General features: G+C 71.7%; 14 protein-coding genes. 3 read left to right on the top strand and 11 right to left on the bottom strand.

The genetic code is table 11. The annotated features are described in order from the left end of the window. Positions 1-28 precede the first annotated feature (28 nt). Both N912_RS0135375 and N912_RS0135370 read right to left on the bottom strand, forming a co-directional pair. Positions 29-286: a glutaredoxin family protein gene (locus N912_RS0135375; RefSeq protein ID WP_028926144.1), complete on the bottom strand. Its 258-nt coding sequence runs from the start codon at positions 284-286 to the stop codon at positions 29-31. After that, positions 283-1,845, bottom strand: a complete 1,563-nt coding sequence (locus N912_RS0135370) for an AMP-binding protein (protein ID WP_028926143.1) — start codon at positions 1,843-1,845, stop codon at positions 283-285. The genes N912_RS0135375 and N912_RS0135370 overlap by 4 nt, the downstream gene beginning before the upstream one ends. 955 nt (positions 1,846-2,800) lie before the next feature. On the opposite strand from N912_RS0135370, the gene N912_RS66035 reads away from it, so the two are divergent. The 3 genes from N912_RS66035 (at position 2,801) to N912_RS0135355 (ending at position 5,896) form a co-directional block, all read left to right on the top strand. Continuing rightward, positions 2,801-3,343, top strand: coding sequence for a sigma-70 family RNA polymerase sigma factor (locus tag N912_RS66035; protein ID WP_051581321.1), 543 nt, complete (start codon positions 2,801-2,803; stop codon positions 3,341-3,343). A 169-nt stretch (positions 3,344-3,512) separates the two neighbouring features. Beyond that, positions 3,513-4,880, top strand: a complete 1,368-nt coding sequence (locus tag N912_RS0135360; RefSeq protein WP_028926142.1) for a DUF5667 domain-containing protein — start codon at positions 3,513-3,515, stop codon at positions 4,878-4,880. Positions 4,881-5,020: 140 nt separating this feature from the next. Further along, positions 5,021-5,896, top strand: coding sequence for an HAD family hydrolase (locus tag N912_RS0135355; protein ID WP_028926141.1), 876 nt, complete (start codon positions 5,021-5,023; stop codon positions 5,894-5,896). 4 nt (positions 5,897-5,900) lie between these two features. Here N912_RS0135355 and N912_RS0135350 read toward each other — a convergent pair whose 3' ends face one another. The 9 genes from N912_RS0135350 to N912_RS56635 all read right to left on the bottom strand — a co-directional run bounded on the left by N912_RS0135350 (position 5,901) and on the right by N912_RS56635 (position 13,773). Next, entirely contained in the window at positions 5,901-6,926 is a 1,026-nt protein-coding gene (locus N912_RS0135350) for a lysophospholipid acyltransferase family protein (protein ID WP_028926140.1), read from the bottom strand. A gap of 10 nt (positions 6,927-6,936) precedes the next feature. Continuing rightward, on the bottom strand, positions 6,937-7,974 hold the full coding sequence (locus N912_RS0135345; protein ID WP_028926139.1) for an NAD-dependent epimerase/dehydratase family protein: 1,038 nt from the start codon (positions 7,972-7,974) through the stop codon (positions 6,937-6,939). 235 nt (positions 7,975-8,209) lie between these two features. Further along, the gene (locus N912_RS62675; RefSeq protein ID WP_010241351.1) at positions 8,210-8,311 is read right to left on the bottom strand and encodes a 30S ribosomal protein bS22; all 102 of its coding nucleotides are present in this window, start codon (positions 8,309-8,311) and stop codon (positions 8,210-8,212) included. A 156-nt stretch (positions 8,312-8,467) separates the two neighbouring features. Then, positions 8,468-8,680: a helix-turn-helix domain-containing protein gene (locus tag N912_RS0135340; RefSeq protein WP_028926138.1), complete on the bottom strand. Its 213-nt coding sequence runs from the start codon at positions 8,678-8,680 to the stop codon at positions 8,468-8,470. A 235-nt stretch (positions 8,681-8,915) separates the two neighbouring features. Next, complete coding sequence (proC, locus tag N912_RS0135335; RefSeq protein WP_028926137.1) at positions 8,916-9,725, bottom strand: pyrroline-5-carboxylate reductase; 810 nt, start codon at positions 9,723-9,725, stop codon at positions 8,916-8,918. A gap of 33 nt (positions 9,726-9,758) precedes the next feature. Then, positions 9,759-10,619, bottom strand: coding sequence for a thioesterase family protein (locus N912_RS0135330; protein WP_028926136.1), 861 nt, complete (start codon positions 10,617-10,619; stop codon positions 9,759-9,761). A 38-nt stretch (positions 10,620-10,657) separates the two neighbouring features. Continuing rightward, positions 10,658-11,527: a sugar phosphate isomerase/epimerase family protein gene (locus N912_RS56645; protein ID WP_051581257.1), complete on the bottom strand. Its 870-nt coding sequence runs from the start codon at positions 11,525-11,527 to the stop codon at positions 10,658-10,660. Positions 11,528-11,533: 6 nt separating this feature from the next. Beyond that, positions 11,534-12,778, bottom strand: coding sequence for a hypothetical protein (locus tag N912_RS64010; RefSeq protein ID WP_028926135.1), 1,245 nt, complete (start codon positions 12,776-12,778; stop codon positions 11,534-11,536). Continuing rightward, positions 12,775-13,773 carry a Ppx/GppA phosphatase family protein gene (locus N912_RS56635; protein WP_084211499.1) on the bottom strand — a complete coding sequence of 333 codons (999 nt, stop codon included), beginning with the start codon at positions 13,771-13,773 and terminating at the stop codon, positions 12,775-12,777. The genes N912_RS64010 and N912_RS56635 overlap by 4 nt, the downstream gene beginning before the upstream one ends. Positions 13,774-13,959 lie beyond the last annotated feature (186 nt).

Below are 13,959 nucleotides of genomic sequence, written 5' to 3'. Positions count from 1 at the left end.
GGGCGATACCGTCAGCGATCGGTAATGCTCAGCCCCCGGCGGCGGCCAGGCGGGCCAGCGCCGCCCTGAACCGGTCCTCCTCCACGGCGAAGTACCCGTGCTCCTTGCCGTCGATCAACACCACCGGTATCCGGTCGCCGTACTCGGCGCGCAGCTCGGCGTCGGTGTCGATGTCCACGGTCTCCCATCGCACGCCGTCGAACTCACCGCAGATCCGGCGCACCGCGTCGACGGCCTTCTCGCACAGCGAGCACTCCCGCCGCGTCATCACCGTCACCGCCGTCATCGCCGCTCCTCCCGCAGCGCCACCCTGGTGATCTTGCCGGTGGCCGAGTGCGGCAGCACGTCCGCGAACTCGACTACCGAGGGAACCTTGAACCTGGCCAACCGCGCGGCGCAGTGCGCCCGCACCTCGTCCTCGGTCAGCGTGGCGCCGGCGCGCGGCACTAGCACCGCCTTCACCGCCTCCCCGGTCGCCGGGTCCGCGATCCCGATCACCGCCGCCTCGGCCACCGAGGGGTGCTCCTCGAGCACCTGCTCCACCTCGTGCGGGTAGACGTTGAAGCCGTTCACGATGACCAGGTCGCTGGCCCTGTCCACCAGGTGCAGGTCACCGTCCGCGTCCAGGTAGCCGACGTCCGAGGTCCGGAACCAACCGTCCGCGTCCGGACCGCCGGCGCCGTCGGGCCAGTACCCGGAGAACAGGTTCGGCCCGCGCACCGACACCAGCCCGGTGTCCGGCTGGCCCGTGTCCCAGTCCTCGTCGTCGCCGGAGTCCTCGTCGTCGGGGTCCTCCGACCCGTCCGTGTCCACCAGCCGCAGCTCCACGCCGGCCACCTCGGAACCGCCGGGCAGCGGGCGGCCCACCGAACCCGGCTTGCTCCGGCCGCCGACCAGGGTGCTGGTCAGCACCGGCCCGGTCTCGGTCAGCCCGTAGCCCTCGTACAGCTCCAGCCCGGTGGCCTCGGCGAACTCCGTGGGCAGCTCCGGGGCGAGCGGGGCGCCGCCGGTGGTGCACAGCCGCACGGTGACCAGCTCCTCGCGCAGCCGCTCGGCCGGCAGCCGCAACATCGACCGGTACAGCGACGGCACCCCGGCCAGCACGGTCACCCGCTCGGCCCGGATCACGTCGATCAGCTCGACCGGGTCCGCGCCGGAGACCAGCACGCCGGTGGCCCCGGACCAGCACACCTGTAGCAGGCCGGCGCCCAACCCGAACAGGTGGAACAGCGGCAACTGCAGCAGCACCCGGTCCGCCGGGCTGACCGGCGCCGGGCGCAACCGTGCGATCTGAGCCCGGTTCGCCAGCAGCGCCCGGTGCGACAGCCGCACGCCGCGCGGCACGCCGGTGGTGCCCGAGGTGTAGCCGAGCACCGCGATGTCCTCACCGGCACCGGCCGGCGACACGTCCGCCCCGGCAGCGGCAGAGGCGTCCAGTGCCGGCGGACCGAGCACCCGCGCTCCGCCCGCGACCTCGGCGACCGCCGCGTCTCCCGGCTCGGCGACCAGCACCGACGGCGCGCAGTCCGCGACGATCGCGGCCAGCTCGCGCGCGGGCGCGCCCGCGCCGATGGGTACCGCCACCGCCCCGGCCCGGACGGCGCCGAACAGCGCCAGGCAGAACGGCACGCCGTGGGCCAACCGGACCAGCACCCGCTCCCCCGGCCGGACCCCGGCGGCGCGCAGCCTGGCCACCTCGGCATCGGCGGCCGCTTGCACGTGTGACCAGCTCAGCGCCACGCCACGACCCGGGTCGACCAGGGCCGGGTGGTCGGGTCCGCGCTCGGCGGCCGCCGCGACCAGGTCCACCAGGTTCCCGCCCAGCACGGCTCCGGCATCGCTCATGTTCGGCTGGCTGGCCACGGCGGCAGTCTGACACGCCCGGGCCGGTCGCGTCGCGCGGCATCCGGCGCACAGCACATGCCGCTCACAGCTACCCCACAGGGCCCGGTCGCCACCAACCGCCTCGTCCTTGCCCTCCGTAATCAACCAACCGGCGTCATGATCGGCGACGATCGGCGGAAACTCCCCACTCATCGGCATAGACCACCCGCTTATCGGTCACGCGACACGCCGCCGACCGCCGAACGACACAAATGCCGCGCCGAACGACCACTACAGGCCGTTCACCGGCTGCATTCCAAGAACGTGGGGATGCGGTGAAAACGCGGAAGCCGTCGGCCCTATGCTCCCTGCACGACCGGCTGGGCAGGCGGGGACGGCCGCCTGGCACCGTCGATCCGAGGGAGCGCCACATGCTGAACGCCACCGGCAGCAGGCCGGTCCAGTCACGGGTCTTGGTCACCTCGACCCGGGGCACCGCAAGCACCCCGCCCCGGGAATCGTGACCCGCCCATTCAGGCCAACGAGACTCCTGCGTTCCGAGAAACGCTCGGAGGCGGAGATCACTGGTCAGCTCCCCACCTCACGGTCGGCCGACCCGGGCGCCCAGCGCAGCGGCCAGCCGACCGGGCGCCAGCCGGGCCGCTCGCTGCCCGTGCTGCCGCGCCCCCGACCCGACGAAGTGCCGGCTCCCCCGCTCAACGGCGGGCCCACCGCACAGACCCCGCCCCGGAGCTCGGCTCCGACCCAGACGCCCCCGGCCGCGCGACCGGGGGCTCCGTCGCAGACGGGACCCCAGGGACCGGTGCGGGGCAGGCCGGCCGCGCCCCGCGTCGCCGAGCCGCGCTCCGGTGACAGGGTGGGCGGGGCTCATGGGGTGGACACAACGCCCCGACGCCCCGACAACGGCTCCGCTCCCGCCGCCGGCAACGAGGGGCCCGGCCCGGACGGCACCGGTCTGGCCGGGTGGGACCTGGTCCGTGCCACGCAGGCCGGTGACCAGGAGGCGTTCGGCCAGCTCTACGACCGGTACCACGAGATGGTGTTCCGGTACGTGCTGTTCCGGGTCGGCGACCGGCAGCTCGCGGAGGACCTGACGGCGGAGACCTTCCTGCGCGCGCTGCGCCGGATCGGGTCGGTCAGCTACCAGGGCCGCGACATCGGCGCCTGGTTCGTCACCATCGCCCGCAACCTGGTGCTCGACCACGTCAAGTCCAGCCGCTACCGCCTGGAGCAGACCACCTCGGAGATCGCCGACCTGTCGCCGAGCACCACCGGCCCCGAACAGCAGGTCCTCGACGGTGCCACCTACGAGGAGCTGCTGCGCTGCGTGGCCAAGCTCAACTCCGACCAGAAGGAATGCATAGCGCTGCGCTTCCTTCAGGGGCTCTCGGTCGCCGAGACCGCCCGGCTGATGGGACGCAACGAGGGCGCCGTCAAGGCGCTGCAGCACCGTGCCGTCCGGCGTCTCGCCCAGTTACTCCCTGAAGGCCTCCGGTGAGCGCCCCGTCCCCCGTACGGGGCGTAACCGACATGATCACGTCGCGCACAGTTTTGGTGACTGCTTCACTCGATATGCTGAACGCCGTCACCCCCGTAACCCTCTGTCTCCTGACTCGTTGTGTAGATCAGGGTCGGGTAAGCGCGGTGAAGCAGTGAGGACGACAGACATGCCGGCGGGTGACGGTCAGGGACGCGAGCGGTTCGCCGCCGCGCTAGAGCGCGGCATGGCGGCCGTGCCACCGGGTGACCAGGAACTCCGCCGTGAGCTGGAGCTCGTCGCGCTACTCAAGGAGAGCCGCGCCGCGCTGGCCCCGGACGCCGATGCGTCGGCGCGGATGCGCGCGAAGGTGATGGCCGCCGCCGCGACGATGCTCCCTCAGCCCGAGCAGGACGCGTCCACCTCATCGAATGACGACGAGGACGCGACCACCGTGATGGACGCGCCGACGGTTCCCGGCGACGCGACGCTCATCGCTGACGCGGTTGAGGACGACAAGCCCGAGGACACCAACGTCGTCCCGATCGAGCGCGGTCGGGGCCGGCACCGGTTCCCGCGCAAGGCCAGGACCGCGAGCCCGAGCCCGCACCGGCGCGCCCAGCTGACCATCACCGCGGCCGCCGGCGTGATCGTGCTGGCCATCACCGGCGGCGGTGCCATGTTCAGCCAGGACGCGCTGCCCGGCGACAGCCTCTACGGCGTCAAACAGGCCACCGAGTCCGCGCTGGTCGGGGTCACCCCCGGGCAGGGCAACAAGGCTCAGCGCCAGCTCGACTACGCGGCCAGCCGGATCGACGAGGTGCGCCAGCTCAACAACGGGCCCACCCCCACGATCGACCGGGGCGCGGACATCAGCCAGGCGCTGAAGGGCTTCAACCAGCAGACCGCCGACGGCTCCCGGATGTGGCTGTCCTCGGCGGGCACGAACAACAGCGCCGAGCTGGGCGCGCTGGCCAACTGGGCGCAGACGCAGCAGCAGAAGCTGAACTCGCTGCGCTCCACGATGCCGGCGAACGCGCAGCCCGATGCCGACCACTCGATGCGCCTGCTCGAGGACCTGCGCACCCGCGCCCAGTCGCTGATCAACCGGCAGGGCTGCGACAAGGTCACCTCCGGCGACTCCGACCAGCTCGGGCCGCTGCCGGCCAAGGGCTCGTGCACCTCCAAGGAGAACACGCTCGCGCCGATCAAGTCGGTGGCGCCGAGCTCGCCTTCGAAGTCGAGCAAGTCGTCCGAGCAGTCCAGCGGCTCCAGCTCGTCGTCGAGCGAGTCGTCGGAGTCCTCGCGCGGGTCGTCGTCGGAGAAGTCCAGCAAGCAGAAGGCTCCCGAGCTGCCCGGGCTCGGCGGCCTGACCGGCGGTGACAAGTCCGGCTCCGGTGGCATCGGTCCGCTCCCGGGGCGGGAGTCGACCAACGGTGGTGACCTGCTGCCGACCCCGAGCAAGGAGCCGCAGCCGGGACTGAACCTCCAGCTGCCGCTGTTGCCCATCCTGTTCCAGCCGATCGCCAACGGGTTGAACAAGCGAAGCGACGGCTGACAGGGACCCCGATCGGCGTCCTTGCCAAGTACGCTGACCGGGTACGCACGCACCCCGCTGATCGGAGGCGCTGGGTGGCTGTTCCACCTGACCCTGGGAAGGCAACGGCTGGACGCACAGCCGAGCCCCGTGCGACACCGGTGACGACCTCGGCCGAGATCGCCGGTGAGGCGTCGGCCGCCGCCGCCCTGGCTAACCTCAAACCGCAGCTCGAGGCCAGGGACACCACCGGCGCGCTGATCCCGCTGGACCTCACCGCCGCCGCGTTCTTCGACGTGGACAACACCATGATGATGGGCGCGTCGATCTTCCACTTCGCCAGGGGCCTGGCCGCGCGCAAGTTCTTCGACACCTCCGACCTGGCGTTGTTCGCCTGGCAGCAGCTGAAGTTCCGGGTCGGCGGCCGGGAGACCCGGTCGGGCATGCGCAACAGCCGGGACAGCGCGCTGTCCTTCGTGGCCGGCCGGCCGGTCGCGGACATGGTGGCGCTCGGCGAGGAGATCTACGACGAGCTGATCGCGGACCGGATCTGGCCGGGGACGCGCGCGCTGGCCAACATGCACCTGGACGCCGGCCAGCGGGTCTGGCTGGTCACCGCGACCCCGGTGGAGCTGGCGCTGATCATCGCCCGCCGGTTGGGCCTGACCGGGGCGCTGGGCACCGTGGCGGAGAGCGAGGACGGGGTGTACACGGGTCGGCTGGTCGGCGAGGTCCTGCACGGCCCGGCCAAGGCGCACGCGGTCCGCGCCCTGGCCGCCCGCGAGGGCCTGAACCTGCGCCGCTGCACCGCGTACTCCGACTCGGTCAACGACGTGCCGATGCTGTCCGTGGTGGGTACGGCGGTCGCTGTGAACCCGGACTCCGAGCTGCGTGACGTGGCGCGGCGGCGCGGCTGGGAGATCCGTGACTTCCGCACCGGCCGCAAGGCCGCCAAGATCGGCGTGCCGTCCGTACTGGGCGCCGGCGCCGTGGCCGGCGCGGTCGCCGCGGGCCTCGCGTACCGGCGCAGGTCTTGACCGCTCACCCGGTGAATGCGTTGCGGCGTTGGGACAGCAGCCTGTAGAGCGTGTGCTGGATGGTCTCGCGGACTTGGTCGACGACGTTGAAGACGAGCATCGGGTCCTCGGCGTCCGCCGTTGAGTACTTGTCGGTGCGGATGGGCTCGCCGAACTCGATGTACCACTTCGACGGCAGCGGCACCACGCCCAGCGGCCCGAGCAGCGGGAACGTCGGCGTGATCGGGAAGTACGGCAGGCCGAACAGCCGGGCCAGCGGCTTGAGGTCGCCGATCAGCGGGTAGATCTCCTCGGCGCCCACGATCGAGCAGGGCACGATCGGCACCCCGGTGCGCATGGCGGCGGAGGCGAACCCGCCCCGGCCGAAGCGCTGCAGCTTGTAGCGGTCCTTGAACGGCTTGCCGACGCCCTTGAAGCCCTCCGGCCACACCCCGACCAGCTCGCCCGAGGTGAGCAGCCGTTCCGCGTCCGGGTTGCAGGCCAGGGTGTGCCCGGCCTTGCGGGACAGCGAGCCGAGCATCGGGGTGCGGAACAGCAGCTCCGCGCCGAGCATCCGCAGGTGCCGCCCGGCCGGGTGGTGGTCGCGCAGCGCCACCGTGGTCATCAGCGCGTCCATCGGCAGGGTGCCCGAGTGGTTGGCCACCACCAGCGCCCCGCCGGTGCCCGGCACGTTGTCCATGCCGATGGTCTCCACCCGGAACCAGTGCTCGTACAGCGGGCGCAGCAGCGGCATCACTATGTGGTCGGTGAACTCGCGGTCGAAGCCGAACTCGTCCACGTGGTAGTCGCCGCCCGCGCGCCTGCGCAGGAACTCCACCGCCTCGGTGAGCCGTTCCTCGAGGTCACGGGCTGGCTGGTCCGGCCGTTGGTCCGGTTCGGGGGTGACCTCCGGCCGTGTCGGCACCGGCCGCCGTACCACCCGGACCGGTGCCAGCCGCTCGGCTCCACCCCTGTCCTGGAACGGCACGGTGGGCGTCGTCTGGGCCGTTTTCTGAGCACCGCGCAGCGGGATCACTCGTGCCTCGGTCACGCCGTCTCCCTCAGAGTAAGGCTCGCGCGGTGGCCAGCACGCCCTTCTCGACCGCGCTGACCTGCGCGGTCGAGATCACCGGACGAAGCTGACGGCCCCGCACGAAGTCGTCGAAGGCCTGCATGGTCGTCCACCGGGGGGCGAACCCGAAGGTCTCCCACAGCAGCTCGGTGTCCACCACGCGGCCGAAGTTCAAGAAACGCATCTGCTCAGGGGTGAAGTCGACCAACCGCGCACTCCGGAACAGCTGGCTGACCGGACCGATCACCGCGCTGGGCATGGCGACCTGCGCCCGGCCGGCCCGGCGGATCGCCTGGGACAGCAGCAGTACCCCGTCAGCGCCGACGTTGAACACCCCTGGCAGGTCCTCCCGGGCGGCCTGTTCGAGCACGGCCAACGCGTCCTCGGAGTGCAACAGCTGCATCCGGGCGTCGTAACCGAGCACCGTCGGCACGACCGGGAGGGAGAAATACCTGGTCAGCGCGGTCTCGATGCGCGGACCTATGAAGTTGGCGAACCTCAGGACGGTCACCGCGACGTCCGGGCGACGGCGGGCGAACCCCCGCACGTAGCCCTCGATCTCGGCGGCGTCCTTGGCGTACCCACCGGACGGCAGCGCCTTGGGCGCCATCGACTCGGTGAAGATGGCCGGGTCGCGCGGGCTCGACCCGTACACGGCCGTGGTGGACTTGAGCACCAGGCGGCGCACCCTCGGCGAGCGCTGGCACGCCGCGAGCAGCTGCATGGTGCCGATGACGTTCATTTCCTTCATCGCCGCGCGCCCGCCCGAGGAGATCGGGTTGGACGTGAGCGACGTGTGGACCACGGTGTCCACCTCGGCGGAGCCGATCACCCGCGCGATGAGCGGGTTACGGATGTCGACGCGGACGAACTCGGCACGGCCCATGCCGCGCAGCCAGTCCCTCGGTGGCGGCACGGTGTCCACGCCGAGCACCCGGTCGATCCCAGGGTCGGCGGCCAACCTCGCCGCCAGATGTGCACCGATGAACCGGCTGACGCCGGTCACAAGGACAACCGAAGGCGTCACCAGGTCTCCTGAACGTCGCTCCCCGAACGAACCGCGACGGCCGATGCTAGTCCTCAGAGCGGAACGGGATACCTGCTAGCGGTGGAATTCACGCACCTCTTACATGCCGCTACCGGCTGGAGACCGCCGGGTTACCTACGCCATCCGGGTGTGTCCGGCAGGTGTCGTCCTGTGGTAACCGAGCCCGCTCGCTCCGGCTCGGCACGGCGAGCGACCACCGAGCCGAGCCGAGGCGTCACTTGCCGAGCTTGCGCCGCTGCACGCGAGTCTTGCGGAGGAGCTTGCGGTGCTTCTTCTTCGACATCCGCTTACGACGCTTCTTGATGACCGAGCCCACTCGGCGGCACCCTTCTGATCTGACGAACTGCGCTGGCTACCCGGGGTACCGTCCGCCCCGACCGGGGGGTGAGGGACCGCTACAGGCGCTGGTCGCCGAGTCTACCTGGCCGGATGAACGCGCAACGAAGCGGAGCACCCGCGCACGGGCTGATGATCAGCCGGCGTCGTGGTAGGCGTTGCGCAGGTAGTCCTGAACTGACTCTTTCGGCACCCGGAAGGACCTGCCGACTCGGGCGGCGGGGAGCTCACCTGAATGGACTAATCGGTATACGGTCATCTTGGAGACCCGCATCATGGCGGCCACCTCGGCAACTGTCAGAAACGCGACCTTGCCAAGGTCCGGCTGGTTCGCCTGTTCTCCCGCCATACGGCCCCTCACCTTCACCCGTGCTCGTGCCTCGCTCGCCGGCGGACTGAAATGCGATCAGCATGCTGATCGCCTTCACCTCGGCGTCGGTCACGCTGCGCTACTGGGACGCCCGCGTCTGAGCTACCCGTACGTTCTCCCTGAGACTAACGTGGCATCGGTTACTCAGGCGAAGGTTATAACAAGCCCTGTGGGTGAAGATTACTCGAACGGCCTAATATTCTTGCCGCTATAGCTACAGAGAGTCAGCGGCGCCTAGCGCAACCGAACGATCCCGAGCCGCCTCGACGGCCGCCGTGAGGGCCACTCGCGCGCCGTGCCGCTCCAGCTCGCGCAGCGCCGCGGAGGTCGTCCCGCCGGGCGAGGTGACCGCCTCCCGCAGCACCGCCGGGTGCTCGCCGGTCTCGCGCAGCATGCGGGCGGCGCCGAGCGCGGACTGCACCACCAGCTCGGTGGCCAGCTTGCGTTGCACGCCGAGCAGCACCCCGGCCTCGACCATCGCCTCCACGACGTAGAAGAAGTAGGCGGGCCCCGTGCCGGACAGCGCGGTCACCGCGTCCTGCTGCGCCTCAGGCACCCGCACCACCCTTCCGACGGTGCCGAGCATGCCCTCAACGGTGACCAGGTGCTCCTCGGTGGCGTGGCGCCCGGGTGAGATTGCACTCATCGCCTCGCCGACCAGCATCGGCGTGTTCGGCATGACCCTGACCACGCCGATGCCCTCGGGCAGCCTGCGCTCGAACAGGGCGGTCGTGAGGCCGGCGCACAGCGACACGACCAGGGTGCCGGGGCGGATGGCCGGTTCGAGCTCGGCGAGCAGCGGCTCGATGTCCTGCGGCTTGACGGCGACCACGAGCACGTCGGCCGCCTTCGCGGCGCCGGGGACGTCCACCGGGCCGACGCCGTGCCGCTCGGCCACCTCACGGACGCGCTCCGGGTGCCGCTCGGTGAACCACAGCCGGTCGATCGGGTGGCCGGACTTCACCAGCCCGGCCAGCAGCGCCTCGCCCATCTTGCCGGCGCCCAGCACAGCGATGTTCCTCATGCCGGTCACGCTAGCTTGGGCGCTCGTGCGCGGTCAGTCCTGGGGCAACGGCGCCAGGGCGAGCTGGCGGGCCTGGCAGACCAGCCGGCCGGCGGAGTCGATCACCGTGTAGTCCTCGTCCAGCCAGCCGCCGCCGGCCACGTTGCAGCTGGTCCGCAGGCGCAGCCAGCCCGGTGCCGGGCGGGCCCGCACCAGGGCGGTGAGCTGCACCGTCGGCGCCCAGCCCCGGCGGGCCATGTTGAACAGCACGGGCGGCAGCAGGTCGCTGGCGACCAGCGCAAACAGGGTGCTGGTCGGTTCGCGGTGCGGCCGGACCCAGCCCTGGATCAGCGGCGGGCCGTTCTCCTTGCGCAGGTAGTGGGTGGTGGTCGGATCGAGCCGTACGTCACACGCGGTGGCCAGCGGCGGCAGCGTGCCGGGGACCTCGGTGGTGGCGATCGCGTCGGGCGGTGGCTCGGCGGCCAGCGCGGGCAGGTCGGTCCAGTCGTTCGGCCCGTCGGGGAGGCGGCCGGCGGTGACAGTGGTGTTGAGCACCGGGCGGCCGGACTGGTGCAGCACGGCCCGCACCACCGAGACCGTTCGGCCGGTCTTGAGTACCTCGGTGGTCACCTCCGCCGGGCCAACCACGGGGGCGCGCAGGAACTCGGCGCTCACCGAGACCGGGTCGGGCTGGTCGGCGTGCTCGGCGTTCTCGGAGTGCTCGGCCAGGCCGGTCAGGCCGGCGCTGGTGGCCAGGGCGAGCAGGAACCCGCCGTGCAACCGCCCGTACCCGACCGTCCACTGCTCGCCCAGCTCGGCCCCGTAGCGCCCGGCGCCCAGCGCGGTCAGCGCGAGTCCGTCGGAGAATGGCTGGTCGGAGGCGGTGACGGCGGTAGCCGGCGAGCTGGGTTGCATATAGCTACTTGTATCACCCCGGGCCGGTGACCGCCCGTTCAGCGAGCGGGTTCTGTGCCCGGCGTCACGGCCGGTACGGGTGGGTCGAGCGGCTCGGCCTGGGTCGGCACGACCGGGGCCGGGGGTTGCAAACTCAGCCGGGTGAACAGCAGCGACTCGGCGAGCAGCGCGGCGCGGTCGTGCCTGGTTCGCGCCCGCCGGGTGCTCACCTCGAGCACCACCACGCCGTCAAAGCCGCTGGCCACCAGCCGCTCGCACACCTCGGCGCACGGCTGGTTGCCCCGCCCGGGCACCAGGTGCTCGTCGCGGGCCGAGCCGCTGCCGTCGGCCAGGTGCACGTGCGCGAGCCCGTCGCCCATCCTGTCCATCATGGCCAGCGCGTCCACGCCGGCCACCGCGGTGTGCGACAGGTCCAGCGTGTAGTACCGGTGACCGACGTCGGTGGGGTCGGCGCTCGGCGCGTACGGCACGGCGCTCAGGCCGGCCCTGCGCACCGGGAACATGTTCTCCACCGCCGGGGCGACCTCGTACGTGCGCGCCACGTCCTCGACGGTGTCCGCGAAGGCCGCCGCGTACCCGCGCTGCCAGCGGAACGGCGGATGGATCACCACAGTGCCGGCGCCGAGGATGCCGGCCGCCTCGCCGCTGCGGCGCAACCGCTCCAGCGGGTCGGTCCCCCACACCCGCTGGGTCACCGCCAGGCACGGCGCGTGCACCGCCAGCACCGGCACCCGGTACCGCGCCGAGAGCCGCTCCACGGCCTTGATGTCCTGGGACAGCGGGTCGGTCCACACCATCAGCTCGACCCCGTCGTAGCCCAGCTCGGCCGCGAGCAGGAAGCCGACCTCGGCGGACTCCGGATACACCGAGGCGGTGGACAACGCGACCGGCGGAAGCTGATCGGGCACGGGCGGCTACCTCACTGAGGCGAGTAAAAGCACGGCTGGCGAGATCGTCACGATCAGCCCGACCAGCACGGCGAGCATCGTGGTACGCAGGTCCTCGCTGCCCCGGATGGTGCGCACCAGCAGCACCAACCCGGCGGTGGCCACCACGGCGGCGGCCAGCGCGACGACCGGCAGGTTCAGCCACAGGTAACGGAACCCGACCCACAACGCGGCGCCGCCGACCGCGCCGAGCACACCCTGCGCGATCAGCACCGCCCATGCCTTGAACCCGGACGGTTCGACGTCGACGTCATCGCCGTCCTCCAGCCCGGCGGGCGCCTCACCGTCCGTGTCCGCCTTCGCCTCGGCCCTGGCTTCGGCTTTCGCTTCGGCCTTGGCGGCGCGGGCCTTCTCGCGGGCGGCCTTCTTGGCGGCCTTGCGGGCGGCCTTGTCGTCGACGGGCTCGTCGTCGGTGTCCTCGGTGTCCTCGTCGGGGTCCGTGTCGTCGAACAGCGAGGCCCGGGAGGCGACGGCGGTGCTCGGGCCGCTGTCTTCGACGGCCTTCGTGCCCTGTGAGCCCTCGACCTTCTTCTTCGGGTCGTCGCCGATCGGGACGGCCACCTGGGTCGCCTCGGCGCCGGCACCGGGGTATCTGGGCAGCTGGTCGGTCGGCTCCTCGGGGCGCCGGGTGGGCGTCGAGGACGTGACCGGATCGCTCTGGTAGATCCCGGTCGGGTAGGGCTGGGCCTGGTATATGCCGGTGCCGGAGTACGGGCTGGACGGCGTGAACGAGTCGGCGCCGGTGGCCTGGGACGGGCGGTCCCACGGCGAGCCGGTCAGGCCGGTCGGCGGCGCCTCACCGGGCTGACCGGTGAGGCCGGTGTGTCCCGTGTGTCCGGTGAGCCCGTCGAGCACGGAGGACGCCGAGAAGGTCCCGGAGCCGTTGCGGGCGTCGAACCCGCCGGTGCCCGAGCCGACGTCGCGGCTGGACGGCGACTCCAACGAGGCCCACGTCGAGTCCAGCGCGGGCGGCGTCGAGGACGCGGGCGGCGCGGCGCTGCGCTGGCCCGAGCCGGTGACGGTGTCGGTGCGCTCGTCGGCGGTCGGGGCGCTGGTGGCCGGCGGCTCGTCCGAGCGTGGCTCCGGGGTGTCCTCGGGTTCGGAGGCGCGCCGACGCCGACGCCCGCCACCGCGGTTCTCACCGCCGTACTGCTGGAGCAGCTCGGCGACCGTCCGCTGGCGCCCCGAGTCGGAGCCGTGGTCCGCAGTCATCCCGTATACCGTGCCTCCCGAGAGGCGACCAGTCCAGTGTCATGGGCCGGGTCGTCGACCCGGGTGGTCCCGTCGAGCCAGTCTAGGCGTCGCAGAATAACGCCTTCACGAAGCGCCCACGGACAGATCTCCAACTCGCTGCGCCCGAGCGCCCGCATGGTCGCCTCCGCGACCAACGCGCCGGCCACCAGCTGGTGCGCCCGGCTGGCGCTCACGCCCTCCAGTTCGGCCAGGTCAGAGGCGGACATCCGGCTGATGAACGCCGCCACCTGACGCAGCCCCGTGTCGGTCAGCACCCGCCGTGCCCGAGGCCCCGCACTGGACGGCGCCGCCCCCGTCAACCTGGCCAGCGACCGGAACGTCTTGGACGTGCCCACCGCACGATCCGCCCGATCGAGGGTCCCCAACTTGGCCGCCACCGGCGCCAGCACAATGTCGATATGCTCGCGCAGCGCCGCGACCTCCTGCCGGGTCGGCGGGTCCGACCGGAACCACTCCCTGGTCAGCCGCCCGGCGCCGAGCGGCAGCGACTCCGCGAGCTCGGGCAGTTCGTCCAGTCCGGCCGCCAGCTCGAGCGAGCCGCCGCCGATGTCCAGCACCAGCAGCCGCCCCGCCGACCACCCGAACCACCGGCGCACCGCGAGGAACGTGTACCTCGCTTCGTCCTCTCCGGGGAGAACCTGAAGGGATACGCCCGTCTCGTCGTGGACTCTCGCTAGTACGGCGGCGGAGTTGGATGCGTCACGCAGCGCGGAGGTGGCGAACGCCAGGAGGTCACCGCAGTTGGCGGCGGCCGCCGAGTCACGGGCCTCACGCACCGCGCGGACCAGCGCATCCGCCCCCGCCTTGCTCAGCCGATCATCCTGGTCGAGGGACTCGGCGAGCCGGAGGGAGGTCTTCTCCGAGGTCATCGGGGTGGGATGGCCGCCACGATGGGCGTCGACAATGAGGAGGTGGACGGTGTTGGAACCGACGTCGAGCACTCCTAGGCGCACGAACCGCCAGGCTACAGGGGGTTGGGGCGTGACGTGGGTGAGTGATGGGTCACTTGAGGTTCGTACTCATGCATGCCGTTGATTTGTTTCGTTCGAAAATCGCTGGCGCGATTTCCGACGACCTGAGTTTGTAGGTTGCTTGGTGCCGTCCCCCGGTGGCGGCTGGGCGCGTTGGGTGGGGTTGGT

Origin of the sequence: Actinospineispora acaciae DSM 45401, assembly GCF_000620785.1 — a bacterium.
GTDB lineage: Bacteria > Actinomycetota > Actinomycetes > Mycobacteriales > Pseudonocardiaceae > Pseudonocardia > Pseudonocardia acaciae.
This window is presented reverse-complemented; position numbering and strand designations above follow the sequence as displayed.

Excerpts from the sequence above, each read along its gene's own strand:
- N912_RS0135375 (WP_028926144.1), bottom strand. The coding sequence starts at position 286 with ATGACGGCGGTGACGGTGATGACGCGGCGGGAGTGCTCGCTGTGCGAG.
- N912_RS0135370 (WP_028926143.1), bottom strand. The coding sequence starts at position 1,845 with ATGAGCGATGCCGGAGCCGTGCTGGGCGGGAACCTGGTGGACCTGGTC.
- N912_RS0135360 (WP_028926142.1), top strand. The coding sequence starts at position 3,513 with ATGCCGGCGGGTGACGGTCAGGGACGCGAGCGGTTCGCCGCCGCGCTA.
- N912_RS0135340 (WP_028926138.1), bottom strand. The coding sequence starts at position 8,680 with ATGGCGGGAGAACAGGCGAACCAGCCGGACCTTGGCAAGGTCGCGTTT.
- proC (WP_028926137.1), bottom strand. The coding sequence starts at position 9,725 with ATGAGGAACATCGCTGTGCTGGGCGCCGGCAAGATGGGCGAGGCGCTG.
- N912_RS0135330 (WP_028926136.1), bottom strand. The coding sequence starts at position 10,619 with ATGCAACCCAGCTCGCCGGCTACCGCCGTCACCGCCTCCGACCAGCCA.
- N912_RS64010 (WP_028926135.1), bottom strand. The coding sequence starts at position 12,778 with ATGACTGCGGACCACGGCTCCGACTCGGGGCGCCAGCGGACGGTCGCC.